This is a genomic window from Rhodococcus koreensis (genome assembly GCF_900105905.1).
GTDB lineage: Bacteria > Actinomycetota > Actinomycetes > Mycobacteriales > Mycobacteriaceae > Rhodococcus_F > Rhodococcus_F koreensis.
This window is the reverse complement of record NZ_FNSV01000005.1, coordinates 6,348,323-6,368,456: the sequence shown is the minus strand read 5'-3', so window position 1 is coordinate 6,368,456 and position 20,134 is coordinate 6,348,323. Positions and strand designations below refer to the sequence as shown.

At 65.2% G+C, this 20,134-nt stretch carries 17 protein-coding genes; 3 read left to right on the top strand and 14 right to left on the bottom strand.

Features of this window, described 5'->3' with window-relative positions:
• Position 1: 1 nt before the first annotated feature.
• The 14 genes from BLV94_RS33520 to BLV94_RS33455 all read right to left on the bottom strand — a co-directional run bounded on the left by BLV94_RS33520 (position 2) and on the right by BLV94_RS33455 (position 16,122).
• Positions 2-1,219: a cytochrome P450 gene (locus BLV94_RS33520; RefSeq protein WP_244163728.1), complete on the bottom strand. Its 1,218-nt coding sequence runs from the start codon at positions 1,217-1,219 to the stop codon at positions 2-4.
• 10 nt (positions 1,220-1,229) lie between these two features.
• Entirely contained in the window at positions 1,230-2,246 is a 1,017-nt protein-coding gene (locus BLV94_RS33515) for a PDR/VanB family oxidoreductase (RefSeq protein ID WP_072937222.1), read from the bottom strand.
• Positions 2,247-2,459: 213 nt separating this feature from the next.
• On the bottom strand, positions 2,460-3,689 hold the full coding sequence (locus BLV94_RS33510) for an acyl-CoA dehydrogenase family protein (RefSeq protein ID WP_072937221.1): 1,230 nt from the start codon (positions 3,687-3,689) through the stop codon (positions 2,460-2,462).
• Positions 3,690-4,763 (bottom strand): phosphotransferase family protein, encoded by a 1,074-nt coding sequence (locus BLV94_RS33505; RefSeq protein WP_072937281.1) that lies wholly within the window; start codon positions 4,761-4,763, stop codon positions 3,690-3,692.
• Positions 4,764-4,771: 8 nt separating this feature from the next.
• Positions 4,772-5,818, bottom strand: a complete 1,047-nt coding sequence (locus tag BLV94_RS33500; protein ID WP_072937220.1) for an ABC transporter substrate-binding protein — start codon at positions 5,816-5,818, stop codon at positions 4,772-4,774.
• Positions 5,819-5,962: 144 nt separating this feature from the next.
• Complete coding sequence (locus BLV94_RS33495; protein WP_072937219.1) at positions 5,963-6,961, bottom strand: NADPH:quinone oxidoreductase family protein; 999 nt, start codon at positions 6,959-6,961, stop codon at positions 5,963-5,965.
• A 20-nt stretch (positions 6,962-6,981) separates the two neighbouring features.
• Positions 6,982-7,203 (bottom strand): biotin/lipoyl-binding carrier protein, encoded by a 222-nt coding sequence (locus BLV94_RS33490; protein WP_072937218.1) that lies wholly within the window; start codon positions 7,201-7,203, stop codon positions 6,982-6,984.
• A gap of 1 nt (position 7,204) precedes the next feature.
• Entirely contained in the window at positions 7,205-8,581 is a 1,377-nt protein-coding gene (locus tag BLV94_RS33485) for an acetyl-CoA carboxylase biotin carboxylase subunit (RefSeq protein ID WP_072937217.1), read from the bottom strand.
• 10 nt (positions 8,582-8,591) lie between these two features.
• Positions 8,592-10,130: an acyl-CoA carboxylase subunit beta gene (locus BLV94_RS33480; RefSeq protein ID WP_072937280.1), complete on the bottom strand. Its 1,539-nt coding sequence runs from the start codon at positions 10,128-10,130 to the stop codon at positions 8,592-8,594.
• Between the two features lie 23 nt (positions 10,131-10,153).
• Positions 10,154-12,373 carry an acetate--CoA ligase family protein gene (locus BLV94_RS33475; protein WP_255314949.1) on the bottom strand — a complete coding sequence of 740 codons (2,220 nt, stop codon included), beginning with the start codon at positions 12,371-12,373 and terminating at the stop codon, positions 10,154-10,156.
• Positions 12,374-12,534: 161 nt separating this feature from the next.
• The gene (locus tag BLV94_RS33470) at positions 12,535-13,437 is read right to left on the bottom strand and encodes a LysR family transcriptional regulator (protein WP_072937215.1); all 903 of its coding nucleotides are present in this window, start codon (positions 13,435-13,437) and stop codon (positions 12,535-12,537) included.
• Between the two features lie 123 nt (positions 13,438-13,560).
• Positions 13,561-14,376 carry an SDR family NAD(P)-dependent oxidoreductase gene (locus tag BLV94_RS33465; protein WP_072937214.1) on the bottom strand — a complete coding sequence of 272 codons (816 nt, stop codon included), beginning with the start codon at positions 14,374-14,376 and terminating at the stop codon, positions 13,561-13,563.
• 4 nt (positions 14,377-14,380) lie between these two features.
• On the bottom strand, positions 14,381-15,250 hold the full coding sequence (locus tag BLV94_RS33460) for an ABC transporter permease (RefSeq protein WP_072937213.1): 870 nt from the start codon (positions 15,248-15,250) through the stop codon (positions 14,381-14,383).
• A gap of 41 nt (positions 15,251-15,291) precedes the next feature.
• Positions 15,292-16,122: an SDR family NAD(P)-dependent oxidoreductase gene (locus BLV94_RS33455; protein WP_167372202.1), complete on the bottom strand. Its 831-nt coding sequence runs from the start codon at positions 16,120-16,122 to the stop codon at positions 15,292-15,294.
• A gap of 472 nt (positions 16,123-16,594) precedes the next feature.
• Between BLV94_RS33455 and BLV94_RS33450 the strand changes: the two genes are divergently transcribed.
• From BLV94_RS33450 to BLV94_RS33440, 3 genes are read left to right on the top strand one after another with little or no spacing between them, the layout of a single operon-like run.
• Positions 16,595-17,341, top strand: coding sequence for an ABC transporter ATP-binding protein (locus tag BLV94_RS33450; RefSeq protein WP_167372201.1), 747 nt, complete (start codon positions 16,595-16,597; stop codon positions 17,339-17,341).
• Entirely contained in the window at positions 17,334-18,140 is an 807-nt protein-coding gene (locus BLV94_RS33445; RefSeq protein WP_072937211.1) for an alpha/beta fold hydrolase, read from the top strand. The genes BLV94_RS33450 and BLV94_RS33445 overlap by 8 nt, the downstream gene beginning before the upstream one ends.
• 49 nt (positions 18,141-18,189) lie before the next feature.
• Positions 18,190-20,094, top strand: coding sequence for a flavin-containing monooxygenase (locus BLV94_RS33440; protein WP_072937210.1), 1,905 nt, complete (start codon positions 18,190-18,192; stop codon positions 20,092-20,094).
• Positions 20,095-20,134 lie beyond the last annotated feature (40 nt).

Here is a 20,134-nt window from a genome sequence, read left to right as displayed (position 1 = left end):
ACTAGGCGAGACTCAGCCGAAGCGGCATGGCCTTCCATCCTCGCAGCGTGTTGTTGTGATAGCGACGTACGGGTGCCGCAAGTTCGATGCACGTCACACGGGTCACGAGAACCTCGAGCAGGCACTCGGCCTGCAGACGCGCCGCGTGCTGGCCCACGCACTGGTGGATCCCCATCCCGAAGGCCACGTGCCCCGAGGGATCTCGCGAGAGGTCGAACCGATCAGGGTTGTCCCACCGGCGCGGGTCACGATTCGCAGCGGCGTAGCACAGCAGCACCCTCGTCTCGGCCGGTATGACGGTCCCGGAGATCTCGACGTCGGCCGACGTCTTGCGGAACAACATCTGGACCGGCGACTCCCAGCGCAGCGCCTCGTCGAAGGCGACTCGGGCGAGGTTGGGGTTCCGTCGAAGAGCCGCCCACTGATCGGGATGTGTGGCGAATCCATAGAGCATCGCGGAGAGACCGTAGACGGTCGTGTCGACACCTGCCGACAACAGCGAACGCGTGAGGAGCGGAGCCAGTTCGTGCATGATGTCGCCGCGGTCGGCGGCCGCCCAGATCTCGCTGCCGAATCCTTCGGGTTTCAGGGACTCCCGGGCACACTTCGCAGTGGCCCATTCCGCCAGTGCCTCGCTCCGGCATTCCCCCTGCAGTACCCGTTCGTTTCGCGGCCCCAGGGCATTGAAGATGTGATCTGCGTAGGGAACGAGATTCTCCCGCTGCTCCTCGTCGATGCCGGACGCGTCGGGAAAGAAGTTCACCGGAAACACGGCCGCGATGTCGTTGTATCCGTCGATCTCGATCGCGTCCCCGGCAGCCGTGCCGCCGAGCAGGTTGTCGATCAGCGTCTCGGCCTGCCGTGTGCAGGCGTCCTTCATCGCACGTAATGCTCGTGCGGACAGAATCGACTGCAGCACCTCGCGGGGTGCATCGTGCTCGGGCGGATCGGTCTGAAGTAGTCCCCGGGCCCGCCACGGCTCGTTCAGGCCGACTCCGGAACCGGAGGTCATGCCCTGCCAGTTCGAGAGCGCGCTGTGGACTTCGTCGTAACGCCCGACGGCGTGGACGTTGTACCGGGGCAGGAAGACGACAGGCCCGGATTCACGCAGTCGCTCCTGGAACGGCAGCGGGTTCTCGAGGGTCTCCGACGAGAAGGGGTCGTCGTCGAGGGACGGGGCTGTCGAGCCCTGCCGTCCGGTGGTATCCGTAATCGACACTGTCAACCTCCTATAGATCCAGCACGAGTCGTTCGGTGATCGAACGTGACACACAGACGAACATCCGGTCTCCCTTGGCGCGCTCCGCATCACTCAGGAGTGAATCCCGATGATCGGGAACACCGCCCACGACACCGACTTCACATGTGCCGCAGACTCCCTCGTTGCACGAAGACAACACCGGGACGCCGGCGGCGTCCAGGGCCTCGAGAACCGTCTGTTCGGTACCGACGGTGACGGTCCTGCCGGAGTGGGACAGTTCGATCGTGAAGGGTTCGGTGCGGACCGGTGGCGGCTGGGAAGGCGCAACGAACCGCTCGAACCGGACGGCCCACCCGGGCCAGTTCGTGGTGGCGGATTCGACCGCCGCCAGCAGGGGCTCGGGTCCGCAGCAGTAGACCTTGGCCCCCTCCGTCGGCTCGTCGAGGAAATCGAGCGGCAGATGACCCGATTCGTCCTGCGGCCACACCGTGACGCGGTCTCCGTATCGAGCCAGTTCTCCGAGAAAGGCCATGGAGCGACGCGACCGACCGCCGTAGAGCAGGTGCCAGTCGATTCCCAGCTTCTCGGCTGCGGCAATCATCGTCATGATCGGGGTGATCCCGATGCCGCCGGCGATGAATTCGTATCGGCTCGCCTGAGCCAGACCGAAATTGTTCCGCGGGGTGCCGACACTGAGCATGTCCCCGACGGCCAGATTCTCGTGAATGAACTGCGATCCGCCCTGGGAGTTCGACTCCCGCAACACGGCGACCTCGTAGGCGGAGGCATCCCACCGGTCGCCGCACAACGAGTATTGCCGCACCTGGGAACCACCGTCCGCGGTCGGCATGACCAGGTCGATGTGCGCGCCGGGCGTCCAATGCGGGAGCCGCCCACCGGACGGCTCCTCGAGCCGCAGTTTCACGACGCCGTCTGCCACGACGTCCTTCCGCGCGACCTCGAGCGTCTGGTTTCCGGGTCGCCGCGTGACCGGCGATGCGGGCGAGGACGAGTCGACACCATGCTGAGCAAGATGATTTGGCACGTCATGATCATGCGCGGGTCCTGCTGGTGAGATCAATGTCTCACTCACTATCAAGGCGATAGCCACAGTCGCCTGCCGAACGGGCCCTACACACGACAGTGTCCCCCTCACCTGGGTTACAGGTCAGGGGGACACGGGTGGGACGTCACGGCGAAACCGACTCGCTTCGTGGGCGAGCGGGCCGAACGAACTCAGCAGAGGCCGACCGAGGGGTCAGGCACTGCGTCGTGCGGCCTGGCGGCGAAGTTCATTGCGCGCCAGCGCGTTCTTGTGCACCTCGTCGGGTCCGTCCGCGAACCGCAGCGTGCGGACATACGCGGCTGCCGGAGCGAGGAAGAAGTCCTGTGAGAGTCCGCCGGCGCCGTGGACCTGGATTGCCTTGTCGATGATCCATTCGACGGTCGACGGAGTGGCGATCTTGATTGCCTGGATCTCGGTGTGTGCACCCTTGTTGCCCACCGTGTCCATCAGCCAGGCCGTCTTGAGGACCAGCAGGCGCAACTGCTCGAGACGGACCCGCGATTCGGCGATCCAGTCGCGAATCACGCCCTGTTGGCTGAGTGGCTTGCCGAACGCCACGCGTTCGTCGGCCCGCTCACACATGAGCTTGATCGCCCGCTCCGCAATACCGATGGCGCGCATGCAGTGATGGATCCGGCCGGGTCCCAGCCTGGCCTGGGCGATCCCGAAGCCGTCGCCCTCGTTGCCGATGAGATTGGCAACCGGAACCCGCACGTCGGTGAACTCGATCTCGGCATGTCCACCGCTGTGATGGTCGTCGTACCCCAGGACCTTCATCGCGCGCGTGATGTGGACGCCGGGGGTGTCCCGCGGTACCAGGATCATGCTCTGCTGGCGATGCCTGTCGGCCGACGGATCCGTCTTGCCCATCACGATCAGGATCTTGGCGTTGGGATTCATCGCACCGCTGATGTACCACTTGCGGCCGTTGATCACGTAGTCGCCGCCGTCGCGAACGATACTGGTGGAGATGTTGGTGGCGTCCGAGGACGCGACGTCGGGCTCGGTCATGGCGAAGGCCGAACGGATCTCGGCCTCGAGCAACGGGGTGAGCCACTCCTTCTTCTGCTGCTCGGTGCCGAACATCGACAGCAGTTCCATGTTGCCGGTGTCCGGGGCCGAACAGTTCAGCGCGGCGGGAGCGAGGAGCTTGCTGCGGCCGGTGATCTCGGCGAGCGGCGCGTACTGCACGTTCGTCAGCCCGGCACCCTCGGCCCCGGGGAGGAAGAGGTTCCACAGCCCACGGCTGCGTGCCTCGGCTCTCAGCTTCTGCAGGATGGGCGACTCCGACCACGCGAAGCGGTCCTCGAGGCTGTCCAGCTCATCCAGGTACGCCGCCTCGGCCGGGTAGACGTGCCCGTACATGAAATCGACGAGTTCCTTGCGCAACCCGTCGGTCCGGGCGTCTGTCGAGAATTCCATCTACTTGTGCTCCTTCAGTGAGTCGAGCCCGAGTTCGAGCAGCAACGGCACAGTGCTGCCGCTGTCCTCGAAACCCGCACCCACGGTTTGACGATTGATGTGTCGATACCGGACGCCCTCGGAGATCGCGGCGAGCTTGAAGCAGGCCAGACCGAGGTGGAAGCCGAATCCCTCCAGTTCGCGACCGCTCTCGGCTTCATAGTGTTCGATGATCTGTTGCTCGGTGAGGTATCCGGGTGCCAGCGTCGCGTCGTACTTGGCCGGTTCCGTCGAATCCCGTTCGGACACGAGCTTCGCTCGCCGCTGATAGGTGAGCATCAAGGCCAGGTCCAGAAGCGGGTCACCCAGCGTCGCCAGCTCCCAGTCGATGACCGCGGCAGGCATGTCGTCGGCGCCGACGAGCACGTTGTCCAAGCGGAAATCACCGTGGACGATGCCCGCGGCCGACGTCGTGGGGACGGCCGCGACGAGTGCCGTGTAGAGCTCGTCGGCGCCGGGGAGATCGCGGGTGTAGGACGCGTCCAGCTGCGTCTTCCAGCGTTTCACCTGCCGTCCCAGGAAGCCCTCGGGGCGACCGAAGTCGTTCAGGCCCACCTCTCGCGGTTCTACCCGGTGCAGCTTTGCGAGTGTGCGTACCAGCTCGACGGAGATGGCTCGGGTTCGAGCCGCGCCGAGTGGCCTGAGCTCGTCCGCGTACCGATAGGGCACGCCCTCGATCCGCTCCATGAGGTAGAAGTCGGTGCCGAGAACGTCCTTGTCGTCGCAGTAGGCGATCATCGCCGGCACGGGGACGTCGGTGGTTCGAAGTGCGCCGGCCATTCGGTACTCCCGGCGCATGTCGTGAGCCGTCGCCATGACCTCGCCCAGTGGCGCACGACGCACGATCCACTGGTTTTCACCGTCGGAGAGGTCGTAGGTCAGATTCGATTTCCCACCCTCGATCAGCCGGGCCGACAGTTCCCCTGCCACCAGGCCCGGTCGCTCCCCGGCCAGCCAGTCGGTGATTCGATCGAGATCCAGCCCGGGCGGGGATTGGGTACGCGTCGGGGCGGCACCTGTCTGTGTGTTCTCCATGTGCGACCTCACGCCCGTGCGAAGGCGGGGACTATCTGCTCGTAGCTGATAGCGCCTTCCTTCGCATTTCCGAAGCGGACGGCAAGGTCGATCATGTGGTCGACCTGATCCCTGGGTGCCTTGAACATCGGTTGCAATTTCGGCGCCACATCCTGCGCGTAGTGCTCGATGTAGGCCTTGGCGATTTCGGGTGCGTTGCCGTCGAAGGTGCCGGAGTTCAGGATTTCCGCCGCTTCGTCCTTGTGGGAGAGCATCCATTCGCTGCCCTCCGACTGTGCTCGAAGCCAGTTCTTCAGCACGTCCTCGTGCTCCTGGGCAAAACTTTCGCTGGTGGAAATGCAGACCACGGCCTGGTTGCGCAACGTCTCGGGCATCGACGGCCTGCCGAAGTCGAGCAGCACCGATCCGCCGGTCTCCCGGGCGATGAACAGCCCCGAGCTCCATTGGACCGAGACGTAGCCGTCGAGTCGCCCGGCTTTCATGTTCGGGATCGCCGAGGCAGACGGGCCGACCGCCAGATGGGTGACGTCGGAGGATTGCATACCGGCCAGCTCCAGAGCGAGGTCCAGTTGCAGGTCACCGCCCGCGCCGATGGCGCTCACCCCGATCGACTTGCCTTTCAGCGACTGCATCTTCTCTTCGAAGGTCGCGTCTTCGCCGGGCCAATTGCCGTTCGGGCCGACGACGATCCCGTAGGTGGTGGACACGTTCTTCAGACCGATGATGACCGGTCGCTTGCCCTGTGTGCTGTTGGCGTGGGCACCCATCAGCAGCAGGGTGTCGGAGCTGTAGCCGTTGACAGCGCCTGCGGAGACGAGCTGCAGCGCCTGCACACCGCTCTGCGGGGTGATGAACTTCGGAACGTTGAGGTTGTTCCTGGCGAAGTCGTTGTTGGCGAGATTCACCGCATCGAGGAGGAAGGTGTCACCCGGAAACGACCCGATGGTGAACTTGGCGGCCTGGCCCGAGGCACCCGCGCCCAGTCCACCCCCGCAGGCCGCCAGCAACGAGGTGGCGCCGACCGCCGCCGTGCCGAGACCGAGATACTTCAACATCGACCTTCTCGAGATGTTGCTGTCCAATGCCCGCAGTTCTCCGAAGGGCGAGTCACCTTGCTTCGACCCAAACATTCGTACTCCTAGTGATTAGTGCATGCCTGGTGGCCTGACGATGTGCTGCCCCCGGTTTCCGCAAACTGGCTACCGGCCGATCCCGGTGTGCTCCATCACCACTCGGCCGACGGTCTTTCCGTCCCCCAGGCTCTGCAGGGCCGCAGGCACCCCGTCCATCGAGACCCGTTGACTGACGAAGGGATCGATGGCTCCGGAGTCAGCCAGCGTGCACAGTTCCTGGTGGCATCGATCGACCGCGCCGGGATTCTTCGTGTTGTAGAGCCCCCAGTGAATTCCCAGGATCGAGTAGTTCTTGACCAGCGCGTGGTTGAGCGCCGCGGTCTGGATCTCGCCGCCCGCGAAGCCGACGACCAGAATCCGCCCCTCGAACGCAATGCATTTGGTCGAACGGTGGTAGACGTCGCCTCCCACCGGGTCGTAGATGACGTCGGCGCCTCTGCCTCCGGTGAATTCCTTGACGACCCCGACGAAGTCCTCCTGCCGGCGGTCGACGACGACATCGGCACCGAGCTGCCTGGCGTAGGCGGCCTTCTCCTCGCCGCCCACGACACCGACGACCCGGGCACCGGCGGCCTTGCCGAGCTGGATGGCCGCGCTGCCGACACCGCCGGCGGCCGCGTGAACCAGGAGGGTCTCCCCCTCTCGAATCCTGGCCAGCCGATGGAGTCCGAACCAGCCGGTCTGATACCCGATGAACAGGCAGGAGGCCTGCGCGTCGTCGAGTGAGGCCGGCGCCGGATGGGTCGTGCTCTGGTCCATCAAGGCGTACTCGGCGAATCCGCCGTAGGGAAGAGTGGTCAGGCCCAGAACACGGTCGCCTACCGCTGCCCGTACGACGTCCGGCCCGACCGCGACGACCTCGCCGCAGACTTCACGTCCGGGGGTGAAGGGCAGGTCGGGGCGCACCTGGTACTTGCCACGGCACATCAGCACGTCCGGGAAATTGGCTGCGCCCGCCAGGACACGCACGAGGACCTGCCCTGCACCAGGTTCGGGAACATCACCTTCGACGAGTTGCACGACGTCGATCGGCTCGCCGAGCTGGGTGACCGACCAGGATTTCATGCGGCGGGGAATCGATGTGCTCATGCTGTCTCGAATTCGACGAGGGGCTGACCGGACGCGACGCTGTCACCCTCGGCGACGTGGACTGCCACGATCGTGCCTGCATCTTCGGCGAGGATCGGGATCTCCATCTTCATGGCTTCGAGGATCATCAACGTCGCCTCCTCCTCCACTCGGTCACCCGGTGCGACGAGGATCTTCCACACGTTGGCACCCATATCCGACTCGATCGTCTCTGACATCTCACGCACTCCTTCTGGCCAAGTTCTTTTGTCTCTGTTGGATCTTCTCGACCACACCGGTGTCGTAACGCCCGCTCGTGAATTCTTCCGAGCCGAGCACGTGTTCGAGGAAAGGCTTGTTGGTGACGAGCCCCTCGATCACGAACTCCCTGCAGGCCGCGAGGGCGCGGGCGTGCGCCTCCTCACGGGTCGCGCCGAACGCGCAGACCTTGGCCAGCAACGAGTCGAAGTGCGGCGTCACCTCGGTGCCCGCCGTATAGCCCGAGTCGACCCGGATACCGGGCCCGGTCGGCTCCTGCCACACGTCGATCGGCCCCGGGCGCGGGAAGAACCTCTTGGGGTCTTCCGCGCAGATCCGCAACTCGATCGCGTGACCGCGCGAAACGGGGGCGAAACCCGGTGTGGTGGTGCCCGACTCCGCGATGCTCAACTGCTGCTCGACCAGATCGACACCGTGAGTGAGTTCGGTGATCGGGTGCTCGACCTGGATGCGGGTGTTCATCTCGAGGAACACGAAGTCGCCGGTGACGGCGTCGAGCAGGAATTCCACCGTACCTGCATTCCGATAGCCCACGGCCTGGGCGGCCGCAATCGAACTCTCGACGAGGCGCTCTCGCAGGGCCGGATCCAGGTGCGGGGCCGGGCTCTCCTCGATCAGCTTCTGGTGACGCCGTTGCGTCGAGCAATCCCGTTCTCCCAGAGCGACGATCGAACCGTCCTCCAGACCCAGGATCTGGATCTCGACGTGCCGCGCGGACGACACGTACCGTTCGACGAAGACCCGATCGGAACCGAAGCTCCGCGCCGCCATCGACTTGGTGTTCTCGAACGCCTTGCGCAGGCCTTCTTCGTCGTGAGCAACGGCCATGCCGATTCCGCCGCCGCCGGCGGATGCCTTGACCATCACCGGATATCCGAGACGTTCGGCCTCCGCGACGGCTTCGTCGCCCGTTTCGAGCGCCGCGCCGACGTCACCGCTGATCGGCACACCGGCAGCAGCCACGACCCGGCGCGACTCGACCTTGTCACCCATCACCTCGATGACCTCGGCGCTCGGGCCGACCCACGTCAGTCCGGACTGGGCCACCAGTCGGGCGAAGTCGGCGTTCTCGGCCAGGAATCCGTAGCCCGGATGCACGGCGGTCGCACCGGCTTGCTGTGCGATTCGCACGATCTGAGCGCCGTCGAGGTACGCCTGCACCGGCGTGTCGCCCTCGAGCTGAACGGCGTGGTCGGCCTCACCGATGTAGGGCAGGTCCGCATCGACCTTGTGGTACACGGCGACGGTGCGGACACCGAGCTTGCCGGCGGTCGCGATGATCCGCCGGGCGATCTCGCCGCGATTCGCGACCAGCAGGCAATCTGGAAATGAGTTCATCACATCGTCCTCAGTAACTCGTCGGCCAGGCGCGCAGCAGGTGCTCGCCGATGCCGTTGGTCCGGGCTCGGTAGTGGTCTTTCAGCGCGCCGAGGATGAAGTCACGGGTCTCGGCGGGATCGATGACCTGTTCGACGCCGAAGACGCGTGCGACGTCGTACGCGGTAGTCCCCTTGGCCATCTCGGCGAGGCGCTGCGCATAGAGTTCGGGGTCGGACTCCGCGTCGACTCCGTGGACGACCGACACCGCGGACGTGGGATCCATGAAGCTCACCTCCGTCGACCACCAGCCTGCAGTCGTGTCGGCGGTCAGTCCGCCACCCATGTTGATGTAGGCCTGGCCGTAGTTCTTGCGAAGCGTGACAGCGATCTTCGGCACGGTCACCAAGGACAAGGCGTTCATCCAGTTGATGACCTTGCCTGCGATCTTGTTCCGCTCGGCTTCCAATCCGATCAGGAATCCCGGCTGGTCGACGAGGAACACGACGGGAATGTTGTAGGAGTCGCAGAGAACCAGGAAGCTGGTCGCCTTGTCACACGCCGGACCGTCGAGCGCCCCGCCCTTGAACATCGGGTTGTTGGCGATGATGCCGACGCTCTGTCCACCGATCCGGACCAGCGAGGTGTCCAGGCTCTTGCCGTAACGGGCCTTGATCGGGAACACCGAACCGGTGTCGGCGACGATCTCGATGACCTTGCGTACGTCGTAGGTCTGGGTGCGGGCCTGCGGAACGATGTCGTTGAGTTCGGCGGCACGCTCACCCGATCCACTCGGGATCGGCGCGACCGGCGGTGTCTCACCGTTGTGCGAAGGCAGGTACGAGAGGAACCGGCGGATCAGTTCGATCGCTTCCTCGTCGGTGTCGGCGACGGCATCGGCGTAGCCGGTGACCTCCGCATGAACCTTCCAGCCTCCGAGCTCCTGGGCGTCGACTTGCTGACCGGTGGCGCGGCTGACCAGTCCGGGGCTCGACACCGCCAGGACACTCCCCTTGCGGAAGACCGCGAAGTCGGCGGACACGGTGTGCCACGCGGCCGATCCGAAGCAGTATCCGAATGCGGCCGATGCCCAGGGACTTTCGCGCTGCCGGAGGAACCGCTTCTTGCTGTTGGCGGCGCCCATTCCGGTCCCGCCCATCGCGTCCGGCATCCGGACCCCGGTGGACTCCGACAGGTAGACGAGCGGCATCCCGACCTGAACGACGAGTTCCTTGAAATGGGACATCTTCTTGTTGCTCACCGGACTGCTCGACGACCCCTTGACGGTGAAGTCGTAGGCGATGACGGCTGCGCGCCGGCCGTCGACCTCGCCGGTTCCGGTCACCTTGCCGTCCGCGGGAGTTTTGTCGCGATCGGCGTCGACGGCCGAGGTCGTGAACAACCCGCTTTCCCGGAAGGTTCCGGGGTCGAGCATCAACGCAATCCTCTCGCGGGCGTTGAGTTTGCCCTCGGCGCGCCGCTGCTCCAGCTTCTTCGGGCCACCCATCGCCAGCGCGGCTGCGCGGCGTTCTTCGTGCTCCTGCTCGCGGCTGAGCGTGGGTTCAGCCATGACTGTGTCCTGTGACATCTCTACTACCTTCCGTCTGCGTCGCGTGACGCCTGGTATGTCCGCTGTCCCTGCTCGAGAACCGCCCGTGCGGCGAGGGCCGCGTCCTCGAAGGCCGGAAAGACCGGGATTCCGCGTGTGCGGGCGCGGTGCGCGTACGTCGTGATCAATGCCTCCGTGTCTGCGCTGCCGTCGGTCTTGAGCACGAGAAGTTGGTGGGTGTTCGACGTGGCTTCGTCGCGGGCGCCTGCGATCGAGTCGATGACGGTGCCGGTCACGTCGCCGTGGGTTTCACCGAGGTTGCGCTGGATGATGCCCACATTGAGGTGGGAGATCAGCACTGCCGGCTCACTGCCGGCGAGCACCACCGCGAGAACGTCCTTCGCGATCGCACCGTTCTTGACGGCGAGCGTCCCCGCGGGCACGTCGATCGGGTTGCGCAGTCCGTTGCCCGGCGGCAGGCCCAGGCCGTCCAGTTCCTCGACCACGGAATCGGCGAGCGGCGGTGTGGCCAATCCCTGCCGCTCGAGTGCGTCGGCGCCGAGGACGCTCGCGCCGCCGCCGTTGCCGAACAGAACAGCATCGCGACCGTTCGGCTTGACCGTGAGGTCGAGCGTGGACAGGGCATGCAGGGCCGTCGCGAAGTCCTCGAGTGAATCGACGAGTGTCATTCCGGCCTGCCGCGCGATCGCGGGCCACAGTCGGTGATTTCCCGCGAGGGCACCGGTGTGGCTGGTCGCCGCCCGCGAGCCTTCGCTGGTTCGGCCACCGGCGAGAAGCACTACCGGCTTGCGCATTTCGGCCCGGGTCAGCACGTCGAGCACCTCGCGTGCCGCCGCCAGCGACTCGAGGTACAGGCCGATGACACGGACCTCGTCGTTCCGTAGGGCGGATTCGACGAGCTCTGCAGCGGTGACGTCTGCGCCGTTCCCGATGCTGACCACGCTGTGAAAGTCGATGCCGCGCAACGATCCGATGCGCAGGATGTCGACACTCAGCCCGCCGCTCTGCGAGACCACAGCCGTCGTTCCGGGCGTCAGGGGAGCTTCGGGCACGAACGAGAGCCGACCGGCCGAGGCGTGCGTGCCCAGGCAGTTCGGGCCGATCAGCCGAATGCCCGCATCGCGGACGGTCTGGACCAGGGTCTCCTCGAGATCTTTTCCTTCTTCGACCTCACTGAAGCCGCTGGAGATCACCTGGGCAAACCGAACTCGACCGGCGCCTCGGCTCAGTGCCTCGCTGACACGGGTCGCAGGCAGCGCCACGAACGCGTAGTCGATCGGTTGATCGACCTCGGCCAGTGACCGCACGGTGGGAAGTCCTTCGATGCTGTCCGCGGTCGGGTGGATCGGCACGATGGTGCCGTCGAACCCGCCGCTCAGAATGTTCCGGATGAACCGGTTCGCGAGATTCGGCCGCTGACCGCTCGCGCCGAGGACGGCGATCCTGCGCGGATGGAACAGCGGCGTGAAATCGGTGGCCCGGCCGTCATCACGGTCGCCGGGTGCGGATCCGGTGTCTTCCACCGGACCGACGACGAAACGTGCGTCCACGGCCACTGCGCGTGTTCCGGAAACGATGACCGGGTTCAGGTCGATCTCGATCACGTCGTCCGGCAGCGACTGCAGCAGACCGTTCGGCCCGGCGAGTCGCGAGATCAGTGTCACCAAGGCAGGAATGTCTGCCTTCTCCCCACCGCGGGCTCCGTCGAGCACCTTCATGCCGCGCAGTTCGTGCAGCATATCGAGAATCTGTTCGTTCGCGAGCGGCGCGAGACCGAACGCAACATCCTCGAAGACCTCGACCAGTACGCCGCCGAGGCCCACCATCACGGTCCAGCCCAGCCCGGGAGCCCGAACTGCTCCCACGATCACCTCGTGACCGGACGGGACCATTTCCTCGACGAGGAGGCCGTCCAAGCGGTGCCCGGCGGCGGCCAGTTGCTCGCCCATCCGTGCAGCGACCTCGTCGATCTCGTCGCGGCGCACCCCCACCCGCACGCCGCCGGCGTCGGACTTGTGGACGAGCGTGGACGAGATGGCCTTGACCACCAACGGCTCGCGAATGTCGTCGGAAATCATCTGGCCGACAGCAATTTCGATGCCCCGGGGGGTGTCGATCCCGAAGGCGGAGAGCAGGGATTTACCTTCCGCCTCCGTAAACATCGCCGATTCTCTTTCCCGTGCAACGGAAATGAGTTCGGCGACTGCGTCCCGGGTGCATGGCTGTGCTGTATCGACTGACACCTGAAGTTCCTCACTGAACGTCGGATCCGGCGGCGATCTCGCTCGCTCGGCACGTATTCAGTGTGGTCAGCCGCACAGGGCTTGGGAAGGTCCGCAGCGTTGGCGGGGTGATACGGGTGCGCTATCGGACCGTCGCGACCGTGTCCCGGTCGACGGCGCCGTCAGTAATTCTTGGCAGATTCCCGCAACAACCCCAGGAATGCCTGCACCGCAGACGTCCGCGCTTCGTCATTCCTGACGATCGCGGAGATGCGGGCATGGGCCCACTCGAAGGGAAGGGGCACGAGCGCGACGCCGTTGCCGCTCACCGTCGAGCTGAGAAGTGTGTTCGCCATGCAGATCCCGACGCCGGCGCGCACCATGTTCTGCGACGCTTCGGCGTTGTTGGTCGCGTAGACGATCCTGGCTTCGATTCCGTCGAGTAGCTGCTCGAAGGCGGTACGGAGGATGCTGGTCTCCGCCGGGAAGATCAGCGGCTCGCCCTCCAGGTCGGCGGCCTCGAAGCCGTCCTTGCTGGCGAGGCGATGGTTCTCCGGGACCGCCAGCACCAGTCGGCCGGAGATCAAGTCGACGTGGTGCAGCAGAGCCTGCTCCGCCGGAATCAGATCGATTCCGGCCAGACGCGTCACCAGGCCCACGTCGAAATGGCCGCTGAGGACGCCGCGGCTCACCATTCTCGACGGACCTTCCTCCACCTCGAAACGCACATTGGGAAAGTCGCTCAACAGGCGCTTGACCACCCCGGGAAGGATCGTCTGAGATCCCGCGGGCACCGTGCCCAGGCGGACGGTGCCGAGTTTCAGGCCGCCGATGGCGCTGGCCTCCTCGCGCATCAGGTGTTCGGCCTGAACGGCGGCGACCACGTGCGGCAGGATCCGTTCGGCCGCGTACGTCGGTCGTACTCCCTTGGCACCGCGAACCACGAGCACGACGCCGAGGTCCTCCTCGAGCCGCTGTACCTGGTTGGTGATCGTCGGCTGAGAGATGTCGAGTTCCTTGGCGGCTTGACGGAACGATCCGGTCCGAAGCGCTGCTTCCAGATATCGCAACTGCTCGAATCTCATCGGTCTCCCTCGGTGCTGCTATGCGACGTGGCCCACATTACAGCTCGTCGGGGGCTCTCCGAACTCAGCGTCGCCCTGTTCGCAGCACTCGACACGAAACCGCGAGCGGACCGACCCGGCCGGTCAGTTCACCAGGTCGTCGAGGCCCGTCGAGTCCCGCGACAGGGAGCCGCCCTCGACGGGAATCGTTGTACCCGTGATGTATCCCGCGGCGGGAGACAGAAGGAACGCGACGGTGGCGGCGATCTCGAAGGGCTGACCGAGTCTCCCGAGCATGGGCCGTCCGGCCAGGATCCGGGAATCGTTCAGGCTTCGCGGGGTCGCGGCAACGCGTGGCGAGAGGAAGAGGCCCGGGGCGACCACGTTGACGCGAACACCGCGGGGTCCGTGCTCGGCGGCCAACTCCTTGGACCACACTTCGAGTGCCGCCTTGGCGGGGCCGTAGCCGGGTGCCGTTCGACCGCCGTGAGAACCCATCACACTCGAGACGTGGACGATCGCGCCGTGGCTGATCAGCGGGGACAGCCGGCGCGCAGACAGAAAGGCGTGGGCCAGGTTCACCCGGAAGTCCTGATCCCAATCCGCCAGTCCGTAGTCGGCGATCTGCTTGCGATGCATCCGGCCGATGACGTCCACGTAGCCGTTGATCTGTCCGAACTCGGCGATGGCACCGGCCGCCGCGATGTCGATGCCCTCTTCGGTGGTCACGTCCGCGACCACCGACGGCATCCGCAACGAGCCGGCGACGGCGTCGACGTCGTCACCATTGACGTCGACGCACAGAACGCGGCCGCCCAGGGCGACGATCGTCCTGCTGACGTGCTCACCGATCCCGCCGCCTGCGCCGAGGACGACGTAGGAATTGCCGTCCAGCCGGAACAGACTGTGGTGATCGATCGTCTCGGCGAGAAGTGGCTGATCGGGGTCGTCGATCTTCACCGACTCACCTCGTCCACTTGGTGACCAGCTTCTGCAGGCCGGAGATCGAGACGTCCAGGACCATGGACAGCAATCCCATGGCGATCAGGATCGCGAAGGTTTCCGCGACCTGGAAATTGTTGGTCACGACGACGAGGCGCTGCCCCAGGCCGGTGTAGGCGCCGACCATTTCCGACACCACGGCGCCGAGCACCGAGTAGACCGCGCCGAGCCTCAGGCCGCCGACGATGGCAGGCAGAGCCGCGGGAATCTCGATCTTGAAGAAGCGCTGGGTCCGCGTCATGCCCAGCGACTTGGTCAACTGAGCGATGTCGTGGTCGATGCTCTTCATCGCACCCATCGTGCTGGTCATCAGGACGAAGAACACGACGCTGAAGGCGACGAGGGCCTTCGGTCCGAAACCCAGGCCGAACCAGAGGATGAAGATCGGTGCCAGCGCGGGCCGCGGAAGGCTGTTCATCAAGGTCAGGAAAGGTGAGGCAGCGGTGTGGAGGACCTGGACGCGGGCGAAGACGACACCTGCGAGGATGCCGGCGATCGCACCGGTCACCAGCCCTACCATCGCCCCGCTGAACGTCGCCGTCACATCGGTCCAGAAGACGCCGTCGCTCAGCTGGTCGATGAACGCTCGCGCGACATCGAGAGGGGCGGAGATCATCATCGGGTCGACGATCATGTTTCCGGAGACATAGGCCCAGACGGCGACGAAGAGTGCGAGTGCACCCACCCGAAGCGACCAGACGAGGATCTTTTCGTTGCGCCGGGCGCGACGCCGTTCCACGAGGATCGTGTTGTCGATATCCGCCGGTTCGTCGTTGTTCGCGACTCCGCCGATCGACGCGACCGTGCGGGGCGCTTCAGTGATGGATTCCATGCCGGGACCTTCCCTTCGAGTCTTCTGGACAGCTGTGTGGGTCAGGCATCGAGCGGTCCTCGGACGAGCTCGACGTCGGCGGCCGAGGAGGTGTGGGGGCCGCCGGTGACCTGCAGGACGGTTCCCGTGATGAAGCTTGCGGCGTCGGAGCACAGGTACAGGCACGCATCGGCGACTTCTTCCGGCCTTCCGACGCGTCCGAGTGCGAGGTAGCGGCCGAACTTCTGCTCGGTTTCGGGAGACGCGAAACGAGACGCCGGCGTCAGAGTGGCGCCGGGTTCGACGCAGTTGACTCGAATGCCACGATCCGCCCATTCCCAGGCCATCGTCTTCGTCAGCGAGGCGAGCCCCGCTTTGGCTGCCGCGTAGGCGCCGCGGAGCGGGTGCGCGTGGTTGGCCGATCCGGATCCGACGTTGATGACGTTTCCGCCGCCCTGACGTTCGAAGACCGGCAGGCATGCGCGGGCCGTGTGGAAGGCCCCGCTGAGATTGGTATCGATCGTCGCGTTCCAGGCATTGACCGACAGGTCCTCGAGGCGCGACGCGAAGTTGCCGCCGGCATTGTTGATCAGGACGTCGATCCTCCCGAACTGTTCGAGAGCGGTCCGGACGAGATCTTCGGCAGTCTTCGGCTCGCGGATGTTGCCGGCGACGAGGGCTGCCTTTCGCCCGAGCGCTTCGACGCTCTCGACTCTTGCCTGGAGCGTTTCGGCGTTGCGCCCGTGCAGGATCAGATCTGCTCCCGCTTCCGCGAACTTGTCGGCGAGCGCCGACCCGATACCTCCGGAAGCGCCCGTCACTATGACGACCTGGTCCGTGAAGTCGAAAGTGGTCTGACCCACCTTGTTGATGGTGGCGGCTTCTCTGGTCACCTGACGTCCTCCTCGTGATTCGCACCCTGTGTGGGCAGCTTGTGACGCACTGGGAGCCGTTCCCGGCAAGGTGCGTTCGAGTTAGCGTCGTGCCATTCGAGGCCGTGGACAATGACTGAATCGCTATCAAGGCGATAGCCCCCGGGCGGGCCTCTTTTCCTTGACACCGTCGCCGACGTGTTCAACGATTCATAGGCCGATAGGGTGATATTCACCACAGGGTCATGCAGTCCGGATCCACCGCGGATTTTGTGCCGATTCAGCAGATCGTCCGGCACGGGAGGCAGCGATCGGTCGGCCCCGCACACACATCATCGGATTGACGGTGTCCGATTCATCCCTACGGTCAAACAGTGAGAGTGAGAATCTTGTGACTGGTCTAGCTGAAACTCCGACGAGGCCCACTACCGCCAAGGGGGTCTCGGTCGAGTTCGAGAATGTCCGCCACGCGTTCCTCCACGGCAATCGACCGGTGCGCGTGCTGGACGACTTCAACCTCCGCATCGAGCCGTCCGAGTTCGTCAGCATCGTCGGTCCGTCGGGCTGCGGGAAGACCACGGCGCTCGGCATGGTCGGCAACCTCCTGAAGCCGCGCAGTGGAACCGTTCGCATCGACGGAGCGGAGGTGAGGCCAGGCAGCAATGACGCGGCCTTCCTCTTTGCGCGTGATGCGCTCCTTCCGTGGCGACGGGTCCGCAGCAACGTCGAACTCGGCATGGAGGTCCGGGGCGTTCCCAAGGCAGAACGACGCGAGCGCGCCGAGGAATGGCTTCGTCGTGTCCGTCTGCACGAGTTCGCCGACTCGGACGTTCTCCACCTGTCGCAGGGCATGCGCCAGCGCGTTGCGATCGCCCGCACCCTGGTCCAGAGCCCCGGCGTCCTTCTGATGGACGAGCCGTTCGCAGCGTTGGACGCCCAGACCCGCGCGATCCAGCAGGAGGAGTTCCTCCGGCTGTGGGAGGCCGAGCGACCGACGGTCATCTTCGTCACCCACGACCTCGAGGAGGCCATCCTGCTCAGCGACCGCGTCATCCTGATGGCCAGCAGGCCGGGCCGCATGGTGGTCGACATGAAGATCGAACTCGAGCGGCCGCGACATCAGGAGATGCGCAGGTCCTCCGATCTCTTCAAATCCTATTTCCACGATATGTCCGCCCGGCTTCGGGCCGAAGTCGATCTCGCCGAACAGCGGATGATGGAAGAAAACCAGAATGACTGAAACTCTGCAGACTGCGACTACCGCCGATGGCGCCACCATCGCCTATCAGCAATTCGGCCGAGGGCCACGCCTGATCACGTGCCTGCACTCCCTGGCGTTGGACGGATCCTGGTATGCGCCTTTGGCCGAGGCTCTCGGAGACGACTACCGTCTGCTCGCGCCGGATTTCCGCGGGCACGGCATGACTGCGCGCGGAGGATCTGCCATCACTCTCGGTCTCATTGCCGGGGACGTCGCCGCGATGTGGGACACCGAGAACGTCGAGAGCTCGGTGGTGTTGGGAATCTCCTTGGGAGGCATGGTCGCTCAGGCGGTGTCGGGCAGCTTCCCGAACCGGGTCGACGCGCAGATCCTGATGGCCACCCGAGGCGCCTATGATGAGGAGGCCATTCGCGGAACTTCGGCCCGCGCGGCGGAGGTTCGTGCACCGAACGGCCTCGAGCAAGCCGAGGAGATGACCATGCATCGCTGGTTCGGCGACGCATCGCGAAACGAGGCAGACCCGTTGGTTCGGAAAGCTCGCGAACAGTTCCGGAACGCCGGCGGCAACACCATCGGCGCCTATTTCGACGCCATGACCGAGGTCGGCACGTTTCACACCGATTCACCGCCCCCGACCCTCGTGGTCGGCGGCGACGACGACCGAAGCACACCTCGTGCCGTGATCGAACAGCTCGCAGCGTCCATCACGGGTGCCGAACTGCGCTTCGCCGAGGGCGGACACCTCGCCGCCTTCGACAACCCCCGCGAAGTCGCCGCCACGGTGCGACCTTTCCTCGAGGGCCTCGACTGCTGGTAGCCACTCGGCCCACGTGCACACTGGTTCCACATACTGCTACGGAGACGACATGGATTTCACGCTCGATCGCGCGATGACAGAGGATGAGCTTCGCGCACACCTCGATTCGGCCCTCACGCCCGCGCTCCTGATGTTGACGGCCCACGTCACGGGTGACGCCGGCGTACTGCGTACGGAATGGAAGCCCAACCGGGCGACGTTGCCTGCCAGTGGACTCGCACCCGAGACCGACGCGGAGATCAGAGCCTTCTGCCTGAAGCGCCTCGCACCGTACCTCTCCTCGCAGCGAGACTGGGCTGCACTGCCCGACGATTCCCTGCGTGAGTCGATGTGCACCTGGTTGATGGACGAGAACATCGAGGACGCCCAGGCTCTGGCCGCGGTGGCCTTCACACCCGACGACAGCGATCCTCGCGGGCCGGAGTGGAATCTCGACGAGATCGCTCCCGACAGCGGCCTGAGTGCCGTGGTGATCGGCGCCGGATTCTCCGGTCTCCTTGCCGGACTTCGACTGAAGCAAGCAGGTGTGCCCTTCACGATCCTCGAGAAGAGCACGAATGTCGGTGGCACGTGGTACGAGAACAGCTACCCGGATTGCCGGACCGACGTCCGCAGCCACATCTACACGTACTCGTTCGTTCCGCACGACTGGGTCACGCACTTCGGCCGCCAGCAGGCCATCCACGAGTACCTGTACAACTTTGCGGCGAAGAACGGCCTCCTGGAGCACATCTCGTTCGGCACCGAAGTAACCGCGACCCGGTGGGACGAGAGCACCAGCACCTGGACGATCGACACCCGCACGTCCGACGGCGTCGTCGGCTCAGCCGAAGCTCAGATCGTCGTCAGCGCTGTGGGACAACTGAACCGGCCGATGATCCCCGCCGTCGACGGCCTCGACACCTTCACCGGCCCGGTAATGCACTCCGCACAATGGGACCACAGCATCGATTTCGCCGGCAAACGCGTCGTCGTGATCGGGACCGGCGCCAGCGCACTGCAATTCGCTCCGGCGGTCGCGAAGGAAGCGGAGCACGTCACGATCTTCCAGAGGAGTGCCCCCTGGTTGCGGTCGACGCCGGTGCTCCGGCAGGAGATCGACCCCGGCGAGCGCCGGCTCCTCACGAATCTGAAGCACTACCGCGCCTACTACCGTTTCTCCATCTTCCTTCCCCGCCTCATCGGCAACCTCCCGGCCGCAACGGTCGATCCGGACTTTCCGCCGACCGAGGTCTCGGTGTCCGCGGCCAACGAGGCCCTTCGTGTCGAACTGACCGACTATCTCACCGAACAGGCCGGCGACCGACTCGATCTGCTCGAGCAGATCATGCCCGACTACCCGCCCGCCGCGAAGAGAATCATCTGCGACGACGGCACATGGGTCGCCACCCTCAAGCGGGACAACGTGCGCCTGGTCAGCCAGGCCGTGCAACGGATCGACAAGGACGGTGTCTGGATCGGTGACGAGCACGTCCCCGCCGACATCATCCTGTTCGGAACCGGCTTCAAGGCTTCGGAATTCCTCGTCCCCATGACGGTGACGGGCATCGGCGGACAGGACCTGCACCAAACCTGGGGTATCGACGCCAGCGCCTACCTCGGCATCACGCTGCCCGGCTACCCCAACTTCTTCTGCATGTACGGCCCGAACACCAACACCGTCATCCACGGCAACCTGGTGTTCTTCCTCGAGTGCCAAGCCGCGTACATCATCAGCGCGGTCCAGATGCTGGCCAAGGGCGGCCACCGTTCGATGGCCCTTCGACCGGACGTGTTCACCGAGTACACCGACGAGGTCACCAAGGAGAGCGCCAAGCGCACCTGGGGCTGGTCGAAGACCCACAGCTGGTATCAGAACGCCGCCGGGCGGTCCACCATCATGTGGCCACTCCCGGCCCGGCAGTACTTCGAGCGCACCAGCGCGGTGCACGGCGAGGACTACCACATCCACTGACCCGCACGACGTCATCATCCGCATTTTTCATTTCACCGGA

What these genes read in the sequence shown, in the direction of transcription:
- BLV94_RS33505 (WP_072937281.1), bottom strand. Translation starts at nt 4,763, where the DNA reads ATGGAGAACACACAGACAGGTGCCGCCCCGACGCGTACCCAATCCCCG.
- BLV94_RS33460 (WP_072937213.1), bottom strand. Translation starts at nt 15,250, where the DNA reads ATGGAATCCATCACTGAAGCGCCCCGCACGGTCGCGTCGATCGGCGGA.
- BLV94_RS33480 (WP_072937280.1), bottom strand. Translation starts at nt 10,130, where the DNA reads ATGGCTGAACCCACGCTCAGCCGCGAGCAGGAGCACGAAGAACGCCGC.
- BLV94_RS33500 (WP_072937220.1), bottom strand. Translation starts at nt 5,818, where the DNA reads ATGTTGAAGTATCTCGGTCTCGGCACGGCGGCGGTCGGCGCCACCTCG.
- BLV94_RS33470 (WP_072937215.1), bottom strand. Translation starts at nt 13,437, where the DNA reads ATGAGATTCGAGCAGTTGCGATATCTGGAAGCAGCGCTTCGGACCGGA.
- BLV94_RS33495 (WP_072937219.1), bottom strand. Translation starts at nt 6,961, where the DNA reads ATGAAATCCTGGTCGGTCACCCAGCTCGGCGAGCCGATCGACGTCGTG.
- BLV94_RS33490 (WP_072937218.1), bottom strand. Translation starts at nt 7,203, where the DNA reads ATGTCAGAGACGATCGAGTCGGATATGGGTGCCAACGTGTGGAAGATC.
- BLV94_RS33440 (WP_072937210.1), top strand. Translation starts at nt 18,190, where the DNA reads ATGGATTTCACGCTCGATCGCGCGATGACAGAGGATGAGCTTCGCGCA.
- BLV94_RS33510 (WP_072937221.1), bottom strand. Translation starts at nt 3,689, where the DNA reads ATGGAATTCTCGACAGACGCCCGGACCGACGGGTTGCGCAAGGAACTC.
- BLV94_RS33445 (WP_072937211.1), top strand. Translation starts at nt 17,334, where the DNA reads ATGACTGAAACTCTGCAGACTGCGACTACCGCCGATGGCGCCACCATC.
- BLV94_RS33485 (WP_072937217.1), bottom strand. Translation starts at nt 8,581, where the DNA reads ATGAACTCATTTCCAGATTGCCTGCTGGTCGCGAATCGCGGCGAGATC.